This window comes from Verrucomicrobium sp. BvORR106, from assembly GCF_000739655.1.
GTDB lineage: Bacteria > Verrucomicrobiota > Verrucomicrobiia > Verrucomicrobiales > Verrucomicrobiaceae > Verrucomicrobium.
This window is the reverse complement of sequence record NZ_BATR01000094.1, coordinates 123,839-142,644: the sequence shown is the minus strand read 5'-3', so window position 1 is coordinate 142,644 and position 18,806 is coordinate 123,839. Positions and strand designations below refer to the sequence as shown.

General features: G+C 61.4%; 13 protein-coding genes and 1 pseudogene. 10 read left to right on the top strand and 4 right to left on the bottom strand.

The window, feature by feature from the left end; translation table 11 throughout:
* Positions 1-1,150 (bottom strand): annotated as a pseudogene (locus tag BV106_RS15955) (histidine kinase); the annotation flags it as partial.
* Between the two features lie 430 nt (positions 1,151-1,580).
* On the opposite strand from BV106_RS15955, the gene BV106_RS15950 reads away from it, so the two are divergent.
* From BV106_RS15950 to dinB, 4 genes are all read left to right on the top strand, one after another.
* Positions 1,581-2,120, top strand: a complete 540-nt coding sequence (locus BV106_RS15950) for an SRPBCC family protein (RefSeq protein WP_038166278.1) — start codon at positions 1,581-1,583, stop codon at positions 2,118-2,120.
* Positions 2,121-2,345: 225 nt separating this feature from the next.
* Positions 2,346-8,801: an autotransporter-associated beta strand repeat-containing protein gene (locus BV106_RS15945; RefSeq protein ID WP_038166276.1), complete on the top strand. Its 6,456-nt coding sequence runs from the start codon at positions 2,346-2,348 to the stop codon at positions 8,799-8,801.
* A gap of 198 nt (positions 8,802-8,999) precedes the next feature.
* Complete coding sequence (locus BV106_RS15940; RefSeq protein ID WP_038166274.1) at positions 9,000-9,368, top strand: hypothetical protein; 369 nt, start codon at positions 9,000-9,002, stop codon at positions 9,366-9,368.
* 56 nt (positions 9,369-9,424) lie between these two features.
* Complete coding sequence (gene dinB / locus BV106_RS15935) at positions 9,425-10,510, top strand: DNA polymerase IV (RefSeq protein ID WP_038166272.1); 1,086 nt, start codon at positions 9,425-9,427, stop codon at positions 10,508-10,510.
* A 5-nt stretch (positions 10,511-10,515) separates the two neighbouring features.
* Here the strand turns inward: dinB and BV106_RS15930 are convergent, their stop codons facing one another.
* Entirely contained in the window at positions 10,516-11,226 is a 711-nt protein-coding gene (locus BV106_RS15930; protein WP_051945937.1) for a M23 family metallopeptidase, read from the bottom strand.
* 91 nt (positions 11,227-11,317) lie between these two features.
* Here BV106_RS15930 and BV106_RS15925 point away from each other — a divergent pair, with 91 nt between their 5' ends.
* Together BV106_RS15925 and BV106_RS15920 are read left to right on the top strand one after the other, a co-directional pair.
* Positions 11,318-11,827 carry a transcriptional repressor gene (locus BV106_RS15925; protein ID WP_038166270.1) on the top strand — a complete coding sequence of 170 codons (510 nt, stop codon included), beginning with the start codon at positions 11,318-11,320 and terminating at the stop codon, positions 11,825-11,827.
* A 685-nt stretch (positions 11,828-12,512) separates the two neighbouring features.
* Entirely contained in the window at positions 12,513-12,977 is a 465-nt protein-coding gene (locus BV106_RS15920) for a hypothetical protein (protein ID WP_265595735.1), read from the top strand.
* 49 nt (positions 12,978-13,026) lie between these two features.
* Here the strand turns inward: BV106_RS15920 and BV106_RS38575 are convergent, their stop codons facing one another.
* Positions 13,027-13,464 (bottom strand): hypothetical protein, encoded by a 438-nt coding sequence (locus BV106_RS38575; protein WP_265595734.1) that lies wholly within the window; start codon positions 13,462-13,464, stop codon positions 13,027-13,029.
* A gap of 820 nt (positions 13,465-14,284) precedes the next feature.
* Here BV106_RS38575 and BV106_RS15910 point away from each other — a divergent pair.
* The 4 genes from BV106_RS15910 to BV106_RS15895 all read left to right on the top strand — a co-directional run bounded on the left by BV106_RS15910 (position 14,285) and on the right by BV106_RS15895 (position 17,946).
* The gene (locus BV106_RS15910) at positions 14,285-15,010 is read left to right on the top strand and encodes an MIP/aquaporin family protein (protein ID WP_038166264.1); all 726 of its coding nucleotides are present in this window, start codon (positions 14,285-14,287) and stop codon (positions 15,008-15,010) included.
* Positions 15,011-15,049: 39 nt separating this feature from the next.
* Positions 15,050-16,606 (top strand): glycerol kinase GlpK, encoded by a 1,557-nt coding sequence (gene glpK, locus BV106_RS15905; protein ID WP_038166262.1) that lies wholly within the window; start codon positions 15,050-15,052, stop codon positions 16,604-16,606.
* A 164-nt stretch (positions 16,607-16,770) separates the two neighbouring features.
* Positions 16,771-17,127: a hypothetical protein gene (locus tag BV106_RS38570; protein ID WP_265595733.1), complete on the top strand. Its 357-nt coding sequence runs from the start codon at positions 16,771-16,773 to the stop codon at positions 17,125-17,127.
* A 210-nt stretch (positions 17,128-17,337) separates the two neighbouring features.
* Positions 17,338-17,946, top strand: a complete 609-nt coding sequence (locus BV106_RS15895; protein WP_038166259.1) for a hypothetical protein — start codon at positions 17,338-17,340, stop codon at positions 17,944-17,946.
* A 481-nt stretch (positions 17,947-18,427) separates the two neighbouring features.
* Here the strand turns inward: BV106_RS15895 and BV106_RS15890 are convergent, their stop codons facing one another.
* Positions 18,428-18,760 carry a hypothetical protein gene (locus BV106_RS15890; protein WP_038166257.1) on the bottom strand — a complete coding sequence of 111 codons (333 nt, stop codon included), beginning with the start codon at positions 18,758-18,760 and terminating at the stop codon, positions 18,428-18,430.
* Positions 18,761-18,806 lie beyond the last annotated feature (46 nt).

The window sequence follows — 18,806 nt, the reverse complement described above, 5'->3', positions numbered from 1 at the left end:
CCACCTTGCCAGCCTCCACCGCCAGACGAGTTCTTTCCTCGCTCTCGCGAAGCTGCGTGGCGGACTCCCGCCGCACCCGGTCCAGCTCCAGGAGGGACTCCGCCCGCTCCCGCTCCATCTCAAACGCGCCCGCCGTGGCCAGGCTGGCACTGATCTGGCCCGCCACGAGATCAAGGAAACCACGGTAAGATCCGTCCAGGGGCCGGCAGGGGTTCACACCCGCCACCAGGAAACCCGCCGGCGGCTCCTCCTGGCCATGAGGAAACAACGGCAGCACCAGTGCGGTGCGTGGTTCGCTGTATAGGCTTGAGGGCAGGTCCTCCAGACCTTCCAGCGAGACCTCCATGGCCTCCCCTTCAGCCAGGATTCGGGCCACCGGCCAGGGGCTTGCGTCGCCATCGTCAGCCGCCTGACATGGAATGACGGCCGGTGCCGGCATGGTCCCGGGGACACACCCTGTGGCACTGCGCAGCACGGCCTGCCCCGATCCCTTGGAGGAGTGCTGGTCAAAGAGGTACACCAGGCTGAACGGGAGGTCCACGCGATGCCGTTGCAAACAGCCTCCCAACTCCTCCATCAGCGCCTGCCCACTACTCGCCGCGGCCAGACTCTCCGCCAGATCCTGCAGCACCGCCAGACGCCGCTCCCCGATCACCCGCTCCGTTTCCTCTGTGACCACGCACAGCATCCCACCCACGCCCCCGGCATCATCCGGCACCGGGCTATAGGAGAAGGTGTGGTAGGTTTCCTCCGGATACCCGTTCCGCTCCAGAAAGAGCAGCAGGCATTCATCCCAGGTGGCCCGTCCAGTCTGCAGGACGGACTCTGCCCGGGGGCCAGCGTCATCCCATACCTCCGCCCACACTTCCGAGGCCGGTCGCCCCAGCGCCCAGTCTTTTTTCAGCCCCAGCGTGGGCAGATACGCATCATTGCAAAAGAAGTAAAACTCCGGCCCCCACCCCATCCACATGTCATACCGGGATGTCAGCAGGATGCTCACGGTGGTGCGCAGACTCTGTGGCCACCCTTCCGGTACTCCCAGTGGATGCGCAGCCCAGTCAAACTCCGCCATCCGCTGCGCCATTTCGCCGCCTGCCTCCGGCCACTGAAACGCTGGTACCTGAGGAGAGATCGTCGGCAAGGAGGTCATGCTCTGTCTGCAGCTGTCGAGTTAGGGATAACGCTCAAATCGGATGCCGTCATAGCTTCGGCCGGATGATTCTATAAAGCCTCCGCGCTGGGGAAAAGCTCTCATTGCGCGATGTCGCAAGTCTTGCCTCCAACCCAATCCGTTGCCCTAAAATCAAGGCTTCCAGCGCCACGCCTCCTCCATTCCGTCACGTATTGTTTCCCACCTCGATGGATCAACCCGCCCTCAATCCACGAGTTACGTTAGAACAATTCATTAATTTCTGAAAGTGAGCAATTTCCAACATGCCTTGTCCAACTCTAGGACTTGCCTCCCCATCCACCTCATTCGTCCAGCACCCCCGACGAAGAACCCTATCACCATAAAGGTGTACGCGGCGTCCAATACTGCCCCGATGGGCGATATAGCTTTGATTCCTTGCAGCCTGACAATGAACTCCGTTGAAGAATCCATCCGTATCGAACGACCGGTCAAAGTGGTTTACGACCAATGGACCCAGTTCGAAGACTTCCCTCACTTCATGGAAGGAGTGCAAGAGGTCCGCCAGATAGATGACAGTCACCTTCACTGGGAAGTGGAGATGGGCGGGTTTATCAAGACGTGGGAAGCCGAGATCATCGAGCAGGTCCCCGACCAGTTTATTGCCTGGCAAAGCACCGAAGGCCCCCGCAGCACTGGCCGCGTGACCTTTGAGCCCCTGGCGGATGATGCCACCATGGTGACTCTGCGCATGGCTTATGCCCCAGAAGGCGTGGTGGAGAACCTCGGCGCCCTCCTCGGCCTCGTCTCTCTTCGCATTGCTCGCGACCTGGAGTGCTTCAAGGACTTCGTCGAGGCCCGCGGCACCCCACCCCGGGCCTGGCGCGGTGAGATCCATGCGCCTGTGATCGTCCCCCACGCCACCGTCGCGACCATTTCCCCCCGGCCTTCAGGCACGGAGCCGCTGATCACTCCTGCCCTCGCCAAATAGTGCGTATGGCCCATAGGGGCACTTGCAGGATTCCTGGGAAACACGGCTTGGATCGACAAGGTCTGTACAAGATCGATTTTGACGATTTCGTCAAAATTCGGTAGTCTCGCCGCTTCGCAATCTCAAAAAGCCTCCCCCCGTGAGTGCAAGCCCGCCAGACGAGTGACTACGCTGGCTCTGCTTGAAGTGGAGGACGTTTGTGGATTGCCCCCGTCCTCCCCCCCCATGCAGTCCCATCCCTGCCCGCTTCGTCGGTACATTGCCCCTGCCGCCTCCCTCCTCGCAAGCCTTGTTTTCACATGGAGCGGGAAGGCGCAAGTCGCTCAGAACTACGATCCCACCCATCCGTCCACAGTGTGGGATCTCAGCACCACCAACTGGGATGGAAGCACACTCCCATGGACCAACGGCAACAATGCCGCCTTCGGGGGCTCCGGGGTGACCATCGACGTAAACGCCGCCATCACGGCAGCCAATCTCACCTTCAATGCAGGCGGCTATGTGCTTGCCGATCCCACCAGCAACGGCACGCTGACTCTTGGAGCCAATGGCATTGTCACGGTCACCACGGCGGGCGATACCGCCACCGTGTCCGAAATCGTCGGTGGCACCAACTGGAGCAAAGCGGGTGCAGGCACCCTCGTCCTGAGCGCGGCCAACACCTTCAGCGGCGCGCTCACCCTTTCTTCTGGCACCCTGCGGGCCACCACCGACAACGCCGCCCTGGGCGCAGGCACGCTCACGCTTGCTGGCGGCATCTTGGAGCTGGCCAATGACACTGTGCTCGCCCTTGGCAGGAACACGACCATCACGGGAAACACCCAGATCATCACCGACCGCCTCACCTCCGGGGCAGGTGTGACTCACACACTGGGCACCCTCACCATGGGGGCGCAAACCCTTACCGTCACCCGGGGCAGCGTCACCTCCTCAGGTTCCGCGGGAGTCTCCTTTGGTGCTGTCTCGCTCACCGCCGCCGCCACCATCGTGACCGAGGCTGGAGCCACCACCACCTTGGGCGCTACTGGTGCCGCCATCACCATGGGTAACAACAACCTCACGATCGATGGCGCAGGCACCACCATCTTCGCCGGTCCCACCGGCCCTGCCACCACCGGGGCGGGCCAGATCATCAAAAACGGCACTGGCCTTCTCAGCATCATCGCAGACCCGAACAACGTCGGGCAGTTCACCATCAACCAGGGCGTCGTCGAGCTCAACCACGGTGGCTCCACTGACTTCGCGATCGTCGTCAACACCGACGGGACCCTCAGATCCCTGCAGGCAGACAAGCTTAGCGACAGTGCCGCGCTCACCGTCAACGGAGTCTTTGACCTCCGTGGAAGCGACTCCGTGGGCGTCCTCTCCGGCACGGGCATCATCACCAACGGAGCCGCCAGTGGCTCGATCAACCTGACGCTGAATGGCACCGGCAACGGCACTTTCAGTGGATCGATTCGCAATGGTGACGTCTCCTTGGGAGGCTCCAACGGCATCGTGGCCCTGGTCAAGACCAACACCGGCACAGCCACTCTTTCCGGCATCAACACCTTTACCGGCTCCACGACTGTCACCCGGGGCACGCTTCTGCTGGACTTCTCCGGAGCCAGTGCCCCCACCACCAACATTCTCTACAACGGCGTCACTGCTGGCATCCTCGCCTTCAACGCTGGCAACAACACGGGCACCGCATTCCTCACCCTTCAGGGCAAGGCCGGCACGGTGGACACGCCCACCGTCAACAGCCAGACCTTCGGCAATCTCACGGTCACCGGAGGGGTGAACACCATCACCCTCCTCTCCGCCGCCAACAACACGATGAACATGACCCTCGGCACCATCAGCCGCAGCGGTGCCGCCACCATGCGCTTCGTGGCCCCCACCTCCGGTCAGTTCTTCACCAGCCAGCCCAGTGGGTATCTGGGTGCCGCCTTCACCTACACTTCCAGTGCCGGGATCACCAGCTTCGCCGCTGTACAGGGCGGCGTGATCACCGCCCAGGCGAATGACCTGATCTACGGGACAGGCGCAAATGTCACCGCCCTGCCTGCCTACACCGCCACGTCCCACCTCCTGGTGGACGGCACCAGCACGGGGAATGTCCTCCTGGCCAGCAACACCACCACGGCACTGACCACGCTGAGCTTTACCGATACCGCCAGCAGGGAAATCGCACTGAACGACAGCAACACGCGCCTCCAGCTCGGCACCTCCGGTGGCGTGCTTATGACTGCCTCCGCTGGCGACCTCACCATCGGCTCCACCGGGGCCGCCGGACAGCTCACCGCCGGAGCCACTGGCGCAGGCGAAATGGTTTTGTATAACTACAGCACGTCCAAGACACTCACGATCAACTCCGTCATCGCGAACAACGCCGGAAACGGCACCGTGGCCGTTACCCTGGGCGGCGGCGGTCGGATTGTCTTTAGCAACGCCAACACCCACACCGGTGTCACGACGATCACCAACGGTGTGCTGCAGATCACTCATGGCAGCGCCTTGGGCACCGTCACAATCGGCACCACTGTTGTGGCCGGGGGAGCTCTGGAGCTCACGGGCAGCATTACCACTCTGGCAGAAGCCCTCAGTCTCTCCAGCACCGGGATCTCAAGTGGCGGCGGACTGCGCAGCGTGAGCGGGGTAAACACCTACACCGGCGTCATCACTCTGGGAGGCACGGCCCGCATCAATGCGGACTCCGGCAGCACCCTCAACCTGGACGTGGCCAGCGGCAATGCCATCGTGGGAGGCAACAACTCCCTCACCTTTGGGGGGACCGGGACCATAGAGGTCAAGGACAGCTTCACCCACGGTGGCTCCTCGAACCCCAGCATCACCAAGGACGGCACCGGCACGCTCATCCTGCACGCATCCAACACCTTCAGCAACACCGGCACCTTCACCATCAGCGCCGGCGTGGTGCGCATCCTCAACGGCGGCGCTCTGGGCGGCACCACTGGCATCACCAGCGTCAGCGGCGGCGGTGCCTTGGAACTCTCAGGCGGGATCAACACCAACGAGAACATCACGCTGAACAACTCCACAGGCATCAGCAATGCCGGGGCCATCCGCAGCATCCTGGGGGACAACACCCTGAGTGGCACCATCACCGTGGACAATGGCACCGGCCGCATCCACTCCGACACCGGGACTCTCACACTGAACAACGCCACCACCGCCATCCAGGGCGACCCCACAGCTTCCTCGAACCGCATCGTGGTCTTCGGCGGAGCGGGAAACATCGTCGTCGCCGGAGGCGGAGCCAAGAACGGCACCGGAGCCAACAGTGCCCTGGCCGTGACCAAGGAAGGCACTGGCACCCTCACCATGAGCACCGCCAACATTTATACTGGTGCCACCACCATCTCCGCTGGAAAGATGAATGTCACCGGCTCCCTTGGTGCCACCGTGATCAGCGTCAACGGCGGCAGCCTGGGAGGCACCGGCACCATCGGCACCACCACCACGGCCACCGGCGGCACAGTCACGGTGGCGGGCGGCACGTCCATCGCCTCACGGGGCGCGCTCGATCTTGTGGACGGCGCCATCGGCACGCTCACCATTCAGGGCAACACCACTGCCAACAGCACCTTCCTCACCCTCGGCGGGGCAGCTGGAGCCGCTTCCGCCCTCAATTTTGAAGTCGGCACCAGTACCGTGGACAAGATTGCCATCACCAACACCGGCCGTTTGACCTTGAATGCCGGGGGTGCCGTAGTCAGCTTGACCGCCCTCTCCGGACAGACGCTCGGGGCAGGCACATATGACCTGCTGACCTATGCCACTGGCAGCACCATTACTGGAACCTTCTCCATCAATGGCACCCCCGCCCCCACCGCAGGCGGCCCCGTGGGCGGTTACAACTACACTCTGAACGCCACCAGCACCGCCCTGCAACTGACCGTGACCGCCAGCACGCTCGGCAACGCCTGGTGGACTGGCAACGCCTCCTCCGGGAGCACGGTTTGGAACACCAATGTCGCGGGTGACACGAACTTCGCCACCACCAGTGCTGGGACGACCGATGGCAACAGCGTCCTGGGCAGCGCCACCAATGTCTTCTTTGCAGCGGACAATGCTGTGACGACCAATTTCACCACCACCCTGGGGCAGGACACGCAGATCAACAGCCTCACTTTCACCGGCAGTGGCACTCCCGCCGCCGCCAACGCCGTCACCATCTCCGGCAATACCCTCACCATCCATGCCACCAACCTGAACGGGAACACCGCTGGCAACGGCCTCACGGTCCAGGCCGGTTCAGGAAACCACACCATCAACAGCGCCGTTCACCTCGCCTCCTCCCAAAGCTGGACCATCACCGATGCCGCCACCACCTTCACGGTGGGAGGCACGCTGTCCGGCTTCAACACCTTGACGAAGGAAGGACTGGGCACGCTTCTGCTAAATGGCACCAACTCCTTTGCTGGCACCGTGCAGATCAATGCCGGAGCGGTAAGCACCGGCCTTGCTGCGGGATTGGGCTCCAGTATCGTAAGTCTGGGAGCGAGCGGCACGCTCAATCTCACCGCAGGCAACACCACCTACACCCTCGCCAAGCTTCAGGGATCTGGCACGGTCAACGTGACGACCGGCACCGGCACCCAGATCACGAAGATCGCCACCGCCGCACTCGCCGGTCACTCCACGGACTTCACCGGGACCCTGAACATCACGGGCGGTGCCAAAGTCCAGCTGGAGAATGCTCTTGGCACTGGATCCATCATCAACGTGGGCAGCAATGCCACCGTCTTCAGTTCCGGCATCATCACCTACACCAGCGGCCTCACTCTGGCTGGCGGTGACACGGGTGAATCCATCGGTCAGCTCCGGCTCGACAGCGGCAGCATCTGGGAGGGAGCGATCACGCTCGCCGGAACGATCAGCGGCACCGGGGACGGATTCGTCGGCTCCAACACTGGGATCGGCACCATCCGCGGCGTCATCGGAGAGTCCGGCGGCAGCCGCGTCCTGAGCAAGGTCGGCAGCGGCACCATTGTGCTGGAGGCCGCCAACACCTACACGGGTGGCACCTCCCTCGTGGGCGGCACCCTCGCCCTCGGCAACAAGGACGCCCTCAGTTCAGGCATTCTCACAGTCAACGGAAGCGCCAACCTCCAAAGCACCCTCGCACTCACTGGCCTGAGCAAGATCCTCAACAACATCCTCCTCAATGCCACGCTCACCATCAACGGCAGCGCTGCCATCGAGCTTGCTGGCTCCATCACGCAGTCGGGGGCTCGCGGTGTCACCATCAGCAACACCGCCGCCACCACCTTCTCGGGTTCAGGAAACTCGTTCAACCTCCTCACCATGAACAGCGGATCGGTGCTCAACCTGACCACCGACCTCACCCTGGCGGGAGCCACCCTCATAGGCGGCTCAGGCGGCACCATCAACGGTCCGGGCCGCATCCTCCTCAACGTAGGCAGCGGTGACATCGGCGTGACCAGCGGCAACACCCTCACCATCAACGCTGTCATAGCCAACGGCACCGCCAGCAACGTGGACTTCTGGAATGCTGCGAACGGAACCGGCGTCGTCGTGCTCACGGCAGACAACACCTTCACCGGCACGGCCAGCATTCAGTCTCTCATTGTCAGCGTTTCCAAGATCGGCAACAAGAACGTCGTCGGGAACCTCGGAGCAGGCACCATCGTCCACGTCGGGTCCGCCAGCTCCGCCACCCTCCGGTACACCGGCACCGGCGAGTCTAGCGACCGCACTTTCCACTTCAATGGCGGAGCCGGACAGAATCCCACGCTGGACATGTCTGGCACCGGGGTGTGGAAGTTCACGGGGGATATCACCTCCAACACGGGCAACAAGGTCCTGACGCTCACCGGCTCCACCACGGGGATTGGGGAAATTGCAGTGGCCATCGCTTCGACGAACCCTACAGCCGTCTCTGTCGCCAAGACCGGCAGCGGCACCTGGGTGCTCTCTGGCTCCAGCGCCTACACCGGCACCACGACGATCTCCGCAGGCACGCTCCAGGTCGGTCAGAGCGGCATAGGCTCCATCGGGAACAGCGCCACGACCGTCAGCGGCGGTTACCTCGCCGGTACCGGCACCGTCAACAGCACCGTCACCATCCAGGCCGCAGGCACGCTTCGTCCTGGTGACAATGCCGGGGCCGGGCAGGGCGTCTTCAATACGGCCGGAGCAGGGAGCAATGTTATCATGAGCGCCGCCGGGGCCCGCATGGAACTCGCCGCCGGGGCCAACGGCATCAGCTTCGCCGGCAGCAACACCGCTCCGCTCGATATTTCCGGGAACCTCGTCTCAGGCTACACGGTCACCGCCAATCGTGTGACCGGGGCCAGCGATCGCGTCAACTCCGGGGGCAGCATCGATCTCATTGCCGGGGGCACCGTCGCCTTCAGCCTCAACGGGTACACCGTGAACTGGGGCGATGGGTTCGACCTTCTGGACTGGACCACCGCACTCAATCTCAACGGCTTCACCATTGGCGACCGGTTCCGCACGGGAACCGCCGCCGACAATCTCCTCTACGACCTCGACCTGCCCGACATCACCGCCATCAATGCGAACTGGGTGTGGGACACCTCACTCTTCGCCTCCCATGGCATTCTCGTCGCCGTCCCCGAGCCCTCACGCGCCCTGCTGCTCTTTGCAGGACTGCTGCTCACCGCGTTCCGCCGTCGTCGGAGCGCGTGAAAATGTGTTGGAACCAGCAACGCCTCCGAATCGCAGGCTCGAAACCTGACACTCGCCGGCTGCCAGGGTACCCAGCGCATGGGTGATGAGGCTCAGCAGGAAGGAAGCACCGATGGCGTCCAATTCCGCCCGCTGGCCCTCATCGCTCTCGCCCAAAATTTCTTTGACATCAGCGCCACATAGTGTTCACATGAACACATGAAATTCACCCCCGCCCCTGCCTCACAAGACTTGGTTTACATCATCAGCAGCGTCCCGGAACGTCAGAAGTGGGTACTGCTTCACGAAGGCGCGGAACGCCACTTCCCGGATCGCGGACAAGGCAAGATCCCCGGCCTCGTGGATGCCATTCGCCACTGCTTCTGGAGTGGTGAAGGGCAGGACCGGCCGTCGCTCCTGCTCATCCAGCACGGCGGGCAGCAGTTCCGCCTGCGGTTCCATGCGGACCTTCCGCTGACAGTGGCGGGCGATGGCTCTTCGTCTGCTTCAGACTCCACCTTCGATTTCCGACGGGAATCCAACTCGGAGCCTCTTCCCGCACTGGCTCACCTCTGCGCCATGGGCTAAGGAGGAGGTGGCCCAGGCGCCGTCAAAAGCCGGTTGCCCGCCGTACTCTCTCAGGAATGGCTCAGCCCCGGATCGTCATGCATGTGGATATGGACGCGTTCTTCGCGTCCATCGAGCAGCGTGATCATCCCGAATACCAGGGCAAGCCCGTCATTGTAGGCTCCCCGCCCGATCAGCGCGGCGTCGTCTGCGCGGCGAGCTATGAGGCCCGCGCGTTCAAGGTGCACTCCGCCATGCCCTCCCGCACCGCCGGGAAGCTCTGTCCCCAGGGCATCTTCGTCCGCCCTCGCATGAGCGTGTACCGCGCGGAGTCGGTAAAGATCATGCAGGTGCTGCAGCACTTTAGCACCTGCATCGAGCAGGTCTCCGTGGACGAGGCCTACCTGGATGTCAGCCCTTCCTTTCAGGGCTACGATGACCAGGACACCGCGCTGGAGGCTGCAGAAGCCTTGGCCCGTGAGATCAAGGCCCGCATCAAACAAGAGGTGGAGCTCACCGCCACCATCGGTCTCGGCTCCAACAAGTTCCTCGCCAAGCTTGGCAGCGGTTTTCAGAAACCCGACGGCCTCACCCTGATCCGCGAGCGCGACAAGATCACCTTCCTTCGCCCTCTGCCCGTCGGAGCCATTCACGGCGTCGGCCCCGTCACGGCCAAGGAGCTCAACGAACGCGGCTTCAAGACCGTGGGAGACCTCCAGGAGACGACGATTCCGTTGAATGACATCCTCGGCTCCTGGTCGGCGACGCTGAAACAGCGGGCCATGGGCAACGATGACCGTCCCGTAGATCCCACCGACGAGCGCAAAAGCATCAGTTCAGAGAACACTTTCCTCAACGATACCGATGATCGCCCCACCCTCCGAGCTGCTCTCAAAGAGCTGGCGCTCGATGTGGCCCAGACCTTGGAGAAGGAAGGTGTCGGAGCTCTGACCATCCAGGTGAAAGTGCGCTACAGCGACTTCACCACCCTCACCCGGCAGCTCCGCGTCGATGACCCGCTCACCCAGACGGACGAAATCTACCGACTGGCCTGCCACCTCCTCGCCCGCCACAAGCTGGTGAAATCTCCGCTGCGCCTGATCGGCATTGGCGTCTCCACCCTCGTCCCGCCGGTCCGCACCCAGCTCCGTTTGCCGATCTGAGGATCTCAATCCTGAATTCCTGGGAGAAGCAGATCGCCCCCCTTCCCGCGATAGCGCTTCAAGAACTCCTCCGGCGGCACACGATCCAGGGGAGCGTCAGCGTAGCCGATGCCAGGATAAACAGAGAGACTTTCCCGGACCTCAAAATGAAGGTGCGCCAGGTACCGCCCATTGGCCGTCCCCACCGTGCCCAACGGTTTCCCCCGGGCCAATACCTCCCCGTACTTGGCGAAGATCTCATCCAGGTGGGCATAGATGGTTTGGTACACACGATAACCCATTGGGGCAGAAGCATCTGGAACCTGATGCGCAAGAATCACCATGTTCCCCCAGCCCGGCCCCACCCAGCCCGCATAGATCACCTTCCCCACGCCGCTGGCATAGACGGGATCTCCTAAATCAGAGTTCCATCCACCGATACCGTTGAGGTCATCTCCCAGATGCCGGTTCACACGAAACCGCTGCGCATTGTAAGTGAAGGCACCGCTTTCCGTGCCCATCGGCGCATCAAAGCGAACAGCCGCGGGCAGCGCCGCCACCTCTGCAGGTGACAACCGGATAAATGCAGCGTCCAACGGCTTGGCGGGTGCCGTATTTTCCGGATGACAGGCCGTCACTGCCAGAGCAAGGCTCAGCGCCATCAAGGCCGCCCGCCGGGGCACCCTTCCAGACTTGCCCCTCTGCACAGCAGGCTTATAGAGATCCAGAATCAACATCAACTAACGCTCCATCCTGAGCAAACAGCCGTCAAACCCAGATGCATCTAGGGTTGACGATTCCATTCCGCATGAGAACAATGGATAAGAAATGACCGAGGCCATTCGACAGACCCTGGAATCCTTCCTTGCCAGCAAGGGACTCCGCCGCACCAAACAGCGCGATGTAATCATCGAGGCTGCCTTTGGTACGCAGGAACACTTCAACGCGGAAGATCTGCACGCCATGTCGCGCCGCATTGACCGCACGATCTCTCGCGCAACTGTTTACCGCACCCTCAGCTTGCTGGTGGATTGTGGGTTGCTGCGTGAGGTGGATCTGGGACGTGACCAGACTTACTACGACCCTAACTTCCTCGACAAACCGGAACACAACCACCTTATCTGCGTGGACTGTGACCGAGTCGTGGAGTTTGAAGACGATCACATCGCCGTGATGGAAGACTGCATCACCCGCCGTCTTGGATTTACGCCGGCTTCGAAGACCATCCGCATCGTCGCCAAGTGCGATCAACTGGGCCGCACTGGTCACTGTGCCTACCGCGATCAGGAGAGAGCCGGGCACGGCTCCCATGGCCTGAGCCACGCTCACGCGCACTAGGGCCGTCCCGCTGCGCGCATGTGCGTGAGGTTAGTTCGCGAGAGAGTGCTCTGACGCCAAGGGCGTCATACAAAGTAGCCCAGGGTCAGGCGAGGCACGAGCCGCCACCCTGGGTACACAGGCGGGTGTACCAGAACTCCGAAGTGAGTTCTACAAACCGCGGCCACGTCCCTGAGGCGCACACCGCATGCAGGACTGTCGTCTCAGGGTGATCTGTACGGTCTGTAGAACTCCCTTGAAGTTCCAGCACCAACCATCGATACCAGCGGTGGCGGCCGCTTCGCAGCCTGACCCCGGGCTCTCATGTATCACGCAGTTGGCGTGAAGCTTCCGCCATGAAAACATGCGACAGGCGATCACCTCCGCCCAGTAGCTGTGTCTTTGTTAGTCTGCCCGTACCGCCGATTGAAGTCCGCGACTTCCAAGCAGTCCTGCCTGATTGCGGTTGGCGCTCAATCAACCACCGACCTGGAGGCCATGGCAGGCTTGAATGCGCACGTCCCATGACCCTGCGCCGGGCCCACGACGTTCCTTCCCTCTGCGCCTCCCATGAGGCCTTGGCTTGATTCCAAACTCGCAATGGGTGTCTAATCGTCCTGCCAGGTCTTCTGTAGCACTTCGCCCCATCCCACCCACCGCAGACCTGTTTACTTCCTCGAACTCATTTCAAACCACCGCTCTTTCCATGTCCACACCTCTCCGCCCTCTCCAGGTTCTACTGTTGATTCTGGTTTGCACCCTTGCCACCAACGGCTGCCAACAAGCCCACCAGACCTCCACCTCTCCTTCCCCTTTATCCTTGCCTGCTTCGACACGATTCCCCGACGTGGATGGCCAGATGACTCTCGGCATGTTCATCGACCTTGCCCCATCAGGCAATGACCGGCTGTACATCCGCCATTGCCCCATTGCCGACACCGGCGTGGAGATCGACCGAGTGCGAGACGGCCAGTTGCTTTGGAGACAATACGTTGAACCCCTGGGGGTGGAACACTCCAAGTATATCCACAACGTTCACTACTCCCGCCCGCTAAGTCTCCAGCAAAACAACGACTTCTTTCAAATCATCAGCGAAGGGGAGAAAACCATCTCCGAAACGCGACGCCTGTCCGACGGCAGCCTGATTGAGCGCGGCATAACCAAAAACTGACAACCCTCTCAGAAAAACAACGACATCCTGCCCCTCCATCCATTTCCGCCTATTGCTGTCCAGGCAGTTTACGGATCGTGATCAACTCCCTTGTGGTTCTCTCTTGCAGCTCATTGGCACGATCATATTGCCCCAGGACAAAGTGCCCCCTGTACGGCTTCGAAAGCTCGACAGAGCCTGACTTCTCAATCAAAGGCTGGACGCTGAGCAGCGTCCACCTCGCCCACACACCCAGTCCCGCGGCTGTCATCTGGTAGTGTGTCACCTCTTTTGGCAAGAACCCAAAGGCCATCGGCGACTCCTTCGTTGTCACCTCGTACCGCTCCACTTCCTCATTCTCCGAGTATCGACTCACCCGAGTGTTGATCATTCCCGCGAGCATGAACTCCGCTTCCAGCCATCGCTGCCTTGCCCCTTTCATTGTCGCTGTCAGGATCAAACGATCCGGGTTCGCCGCCCCTGATTGGGCCGTAACAGCTGTGCGCAAGCCCCATGCGTCAAGCCGATCAAGGCCCGCTCCCCTCGATTCATTCTTCAGGAGGTGCAGGACAGTCATTGGAGGACATGCACTCAACGTATTGAGCAAAACGTCGCCGTCGTCTGCGCCTAGCCCTATGCGATGAAATACCCCACCGCTCTCGAATCGATGGGGGGCCCCTTCACGGCCAGCTCGAACGACTGTTTTCAACCCAAAATAGCGATCCCAACTTTCAAATCGGAGCTTCCATCGGGAGGTTTCTGCGGCACCATCCCGGAACTTCGTAGCCCAACGTTCAACGTTACGAAGCTCCACCTTCAGATGATGTGCGAGGTCAGGTACTTTTTCCGTCTCTAATCTCAACCGGATGGCGTCCGCCTCCTCCCCAAGCTTTCGCAGTACAAGAGGATTCGGAGGGCGGGACAACACCCTTTCCCATGTCACCTCATGTCGAGACAGCACCTCCAGCTGAGCCTGGAGATTCTGCAACACCTCACCGGAGTCCACCTCCAAATCAGACGACTCCGCAGCTGGTGCTGACAAGATTGCAGCCCAGCCCCCAAAAACGCAGAGCCACCTACACATGCTACCCAGAAAAATCATGGAACCAGCCTAACAAACGCTCCATGCCTCAATCCATACAATTTTTACCGTCCACTCACCCCCCTCCCTTCCCCCTCCTCTTTCACCATTGTCTCGCTTCAACGCTCCCGGTACAATTGACGCTAATTCTTCAAAATAAACGCATCAGCAGCACGCTCCTTCCTCCGAGCATCCCAAACATTGCCGCACTGCTAGATTCAACACCAACAACCAACACCCACCCATCATGTCTCCCTACCTTGCCGAACTCGTCGGAACTGCCCTCCTCATCCTGTTTGGAAATGGCGTCGTGGCCAACGTGGTGCTGACCAAGTCCAAGGGCAATGGCGGCGGTTGGATCGTCATCACCGCAGGATGGGGCCTGGGTGTCATGCTCGCTGCCTATGCGGTGGGAAAACTCAGTGGGGCCCACCTGAATCCCGCTGTCACCATTGCCCTCGCCGCCATTGGCAAGTTTGATGCGGCCCTGGTGCCCGGCTACATCATCGCCCAGTTCCTCGGGGCCTTCCTGGGCGCCACTCTGACCTGGCTTGCTTATCTACCCCACTGGAGTGCCACGAAGGATGCGCCCACCAAGCTCGGCGTCTTCTGCACCATCCCCGCCATCCGGAACCGCCCCGCCAACATCATCTGCGAGGCCATCGGCAGTGCAGTGCTTGTCTTCGGAGCCCTCGCCATCCCCAGCAGCACAAACCTTGTGGATGCAGGCTGGGCCACCGGCTTCGGCCCCATGCTTGTCGGCCTTCTCGTCTTCGCCATCGGCCTCTCCCTCGGCGGCCCCACGGGCTATGCCATCAACCCCGCCCGTGACTTCGGACCTCGCCTCGCCCACGCCCTTCTTCCCATCGCCGGCAAAGGTTCCTCCGACTGGGGTTATGCCATCGTACCCATCGTTGGCCCCATCATCGGCGGTCTCATCGGAGCCTTCCTTCACCGCGCGCTCTATCTCTAATTCACTGACTCCCCCCTCAATTTCCACCGCTTCTTTCGTATGTCCTCCTACATCATGTCCTTCGATGCCGGCACGACCAGCGTGCGGTCCATTCTCTTCGATCACGACGGCAAAATCTGTTCCGTCGCCCAGAAGGAGATCCGACAGATCTTCCCCAAGCCCGGCTGGGTGGAGCACGATCCCCAGGAGATCTGGTTCTCCCAGATGGCCGTCGCTGTTGAGGCCCTGGGCCGTGCTCGCATCCGCCCCAGCGACGTCGCTGGGATCGGCATCACCAACCAGCGTGAGACTACGGTGGTCTGGGACAAGGAAACCGGTGAGAACGTCTACAACGCCATTGTCTGGCAGGACCGCCGCACCGCCTCCATGTGCGACCAGCTTCGAGCCGCCGGCCATGACAAGGTGATCCAGAAAAAGACCGGCCTCATCCTCGATGCCTACTTCTCCGCCACCAAGGTCGCCTGGATCCTTGAGAACGTCCCCGGCGCCCGCGCCAAGGCCGAGGCTGGCAAACTCGCCTTCGGGACGGTGGACTCCTGGCTCATCTGGAAACTCACGAGCGGCAAGAACATCCATGTCACCGACCCGAGCAATGCCTCGCGCACCATGCTCTACAACATCCACACCGGCGACTGGGACAAGGAGCTGCTCAAGCTCTTCAAGATTCCCGCCAGCATGCTGCCTGAGGTGCGCAGCTCCAGTGAGGTGTACGGAGAGGTCAGCACCTCCCTCGGTCTCGCCCACGTGCCCGTCGCAGGCATCGCGGGCGACCAGCAGGCCGCCCTCTTTGGCCAGATGTGTGTGAAGCCCGGCCTGGCCAAAAACACCTACGGCACGGGTTGTTTCATGCTCCAGAACATCGGCACCAAGCCCGTCGCCTCCAAGCAACGCCTGCTCACCACCGTGGCCTGGCAGCTTGGCAGCAAGGGCAAGCTTGAGTATGCCCTGGAAGGCAGCGTGTTCATCGGCGGCGCGGTTGTGCAGTGGCTGCGCGACGGCCTCCAGCTGGTCCGCTCTGCGCAGGAGGTCGATCTCCTCGCCGCCTCCGTCCCGGACAGCGGCGGTGTTTTCCTCGTACCCGCCTTCGCCGGTCTCGGTGCCCCGCACTGGGACGCCTATGCCCGCGGCACCATCGTCGGCCTCACCCGCGACACCTCTGCCGCTCACATCGCCCGCGCTGCCCTGGAAGGGGTCGCCTTCCAGGTGGCCGACCTCCTCGACGCCATGCACGCCGACACTGGGAAGAAACTGCCTGAACTCCGCGTGGACGGTGGAGCCTCCCGCAGCGAGCCCCTCATGCAGTTCCAGGCCGACATCCTCGGCGTCCCCGTCATCCGTCCCGCCGTGGTCGAAACCACAGCCCTCGGAGCCGCCTACCTCGCCGGTCTCGCTGTCGGTTATTGGAAAAACACCTCCGAAATCTCGACTCAATGGCAGGTGGACAAGACGTTCGAGCCCAAGATGGCAAAAGCTCGCGTCCAGGAGCTCCGCAGCCGCTGGAACGAAGCCCTCGGGCGCGCCAAAGAATGGGAACCACAGGAGAAGAAGGCCGCAGCAGGGAAAAAGCGCACGGCACGGAAGGTCGGTAGGAAGTGAGTGTGAGAGGTGAGCAGTTGGGGGCGAGGCAACAATACGCCCCTGTCACTCAAATAGCAGCTCGGGGAGCGCAGGCCGCCGGCCTGCTTTTCCCGGCGGCTCGCCGGATTAGCGCCAGCACATTGCACGCCCCATGTGCCATCCATGAACTCCACACTCTTCTCATGACTCCCTCACCATCGCCACCGCCTCCCGACATCCCCGTCCTCCCCGGGCACTACCGGCGCACCTTTGGGTACTTCCTGCGTTGCTGGCTCGGCATGGCCGCGGGTATCGGCGTCTTCGCTCTCGGCCTAAAATGGAACTCGATCATCGTCCAGATCATCGGCGGCATCATCGCCTTCGCCTCGTTCCTGTGGATGTTCCGCACTCTTGCACGCGCCAACTCGGCACCCTGCCCGAATTGTTCAACTCCCATGTCCCAAGGTTGGGACGCGAAGAAAAATCAATCGGACGGCGTCTTCGTTTGCCCCCAATGCCAGAACCGCTGGCGCACCCGCGCGGTCTGGGGATTTGAGTGAGGAATCAGCCATCATCCCCGGACTCTCTGTCCGCCCCTTCCGGCACGCATTTCGAATGTAGAAGAACCGTCTCGGTTCTTGTTCGTCTCCATCCCCACCCAGGATCCCCTTTGCACGATGCATTGGATCGCCCCCGCGACTGATCTTCCAACCTCCCAGTCATCTGGTTCACGCGCATGACATTTTACAGTTGTGGTGCCACATAGCCCCATGAGCGAATCTCAGAACTCCATGCCACTTCTGTCCCCTGAGCACCAGGCCACCATGGTCGCCGCGTATCAGGCTCTCAAGGTGAAGAACGATCTGATGCGAGACTACGATACCGGGATCAATGCAAAGCTCCAATCTGCGTTGGGATTGCAATGGCATTTTGCATCCGAGGAGCAGATTCAACAAATCCTCAGCCCCCGTCAGCAAGACTGGAGAATGCTTCGCTACTTTTATGAAGCACTTTCCAACGACGGAGATCTGTTTCGCCGCGTCTCGATGATCTACAATCAGCCAGAGGCATTTCGCGCCATTGGGGCATTCAAAACTCTTGAGGCTGCCGAGGCGCTACGGGAGCACCACATCCAGCTACTCTCGTTTGGCACTCTCGACGAACAAGAGACCTTCTGGGCGCAAACACGCGAGCAGCGTAAACCCATCGAACAGCAGGCTGACAGCGTCCTTGAACTTGCGGACCTTTTGATCAGATTTGCCGAGACCCATCCTGACGAGTTCATAGCCGTTCCCGCAGCCGATCCCTTTGATCAGATGTTTGAGCGCCTCGCAGCCTTGAAACAACACATTATCGACACGGGAGCCACCCCAAGTTAGCTACGACACTCCGCCCCCCGACATCCCCATTCCACGAAGCATAGGGGACCGCACGAATCCTGCGGAAGGCCGCTCTCGCGACAGACGCCCCACCGTCGATGGAAAAAGTGGCCCCATTCTTGGTTTATTCTGCCAAGGAACCTTGGATGCGAAAGGCACGCAGACCGCCACAACTCCTTCGGAGTACATGCCTTCAACACCCGTACCCAACGTAGACTCGCTGGAAGCTCGTCAACGTTGGGCTTGTAGCCCCATCCTCTTCGAGGAAGAGCTTCGACTGAGCACGTGGAAGGGTCGGTTCCTTTGTGACCACCCCAAAACGCGCGCGGTTGGCCGGTTCTCCTCACGACATGCCACAACCGCATCGCCCCTGACGTTCCCGGCAAGATGCCAGGAACAGCACGCAAGATGCGCGCGCTCCCCAACACCCCTCCACATCTTCCTCTTACCACTCACCGACCCACCATTTACCTCTTACCGCTTACCAATCATGCCGGATCCTCACCAACCGATACCCCTCCGGCAGCATCATGACCGTGTCCCACCACTCACCACCGTCGTAGCGATAGCGTACCTGCACGGCCCGGACTTTGCGTCCCAGCAGCCACTCTTCCGCATGATCCAGCGTCCAGCATGAGACCTCCGGCACATGCTCCTGGGCGGCAAACTTCGGAATGATCTCAGTGATTTCCACGCACCCGCGATAGTCAGCAAACATTGTCTGCAACTCCTCACGGTTCATCATGCCGCCGTGAAGCTCCGGCAGAGGCACCGGGGCAGACTGGGTTTCTGACTCAGGGTTCACGGCACTCATACTCATATCAACGATTCATGTTCGTCACAGGTCCCGCCCCTAACCT

Coding starts and splice junctions, on each gene's coding strand:
- BV106_RS38570 (WP_265595733.1), top strand. CDS start 16,771: ATGACTCCCTCACCATCGCCACCGCCTCCCGACATCCCCGTCCTCCCC.
- BV106_RS15950 (WP_038166278.1), top strand. CDS start 1,581: ATGAACTCCGTTGAAGAATCCATCCGTATCGAACGACCGGTCAAAGTG.
- dinB (WP_038166272.1), top strand. CDS start 9,425: ATGGCTCAGCCCCGGATCGTCATGCATGTGGATATGGACGCGTTCTTC.
- BV106_RS15895 (WP_038166259.1), top strand. CDS start 17,338: ATGAGCGAATCTCAGAACTCCATGCCACTTCTGTCCCCTGAGCACCAG.
- BV106_RS15925 (WP_038166270.1), top strand. CDS start 11,318: ATGACCGAGGCCATTCGACAGACCCTGGAATCCTTCCTTGCCAGCAAG.
- glpK (WP_038166262.1), top strand. CDS start 15,050: ATGTCCTCCTACATCATGTCCTTCGATGCCGGCACGACCAGCGTGCGG.
- BV106_RS15890 (WP_038166257.1), bottom strand. CDS start 18,760: ATGAGTGCCGTGAACCCTGAGTCAGAAACCCAGTCTGCCCCGGTGCCT.
- BV106_RS15940 (WP_038166274.1), top strand. CDS start 9,000: ATGAAATTCACCCCCGCCCCTGCCTCACAAGACTTGGTTTACATCATC.
- BV106_RS15930 (WP_051945937.1), bottom strand. CDS start 11,226: ATGTTGATTCTGGATCTCTATAAGCCTGCTGTGCAGAGGGGCAAGTCT.
- BV106_RS15910 (WP_038166264.1), top strand. CDS start 14,285: ATGTCTCCCTACCTTGCCGAACTCGTCGGAACTGCCCTCCTCATCCTG.
- BV106_RS15945 (WP_038166276.1), top strand. CDS start 2,346: ATGCAGTCCCATCCCTGCCCGCTTCGTCGGTACATTGCCCCTGCCGCC.
- BV106_RS15920 (WP_265595735.1), top strand. CDS start 12,513: ATGTCCACACCTCTCCGCCCTCTCCAGGTTCTACTGTTGATTCTGGTT.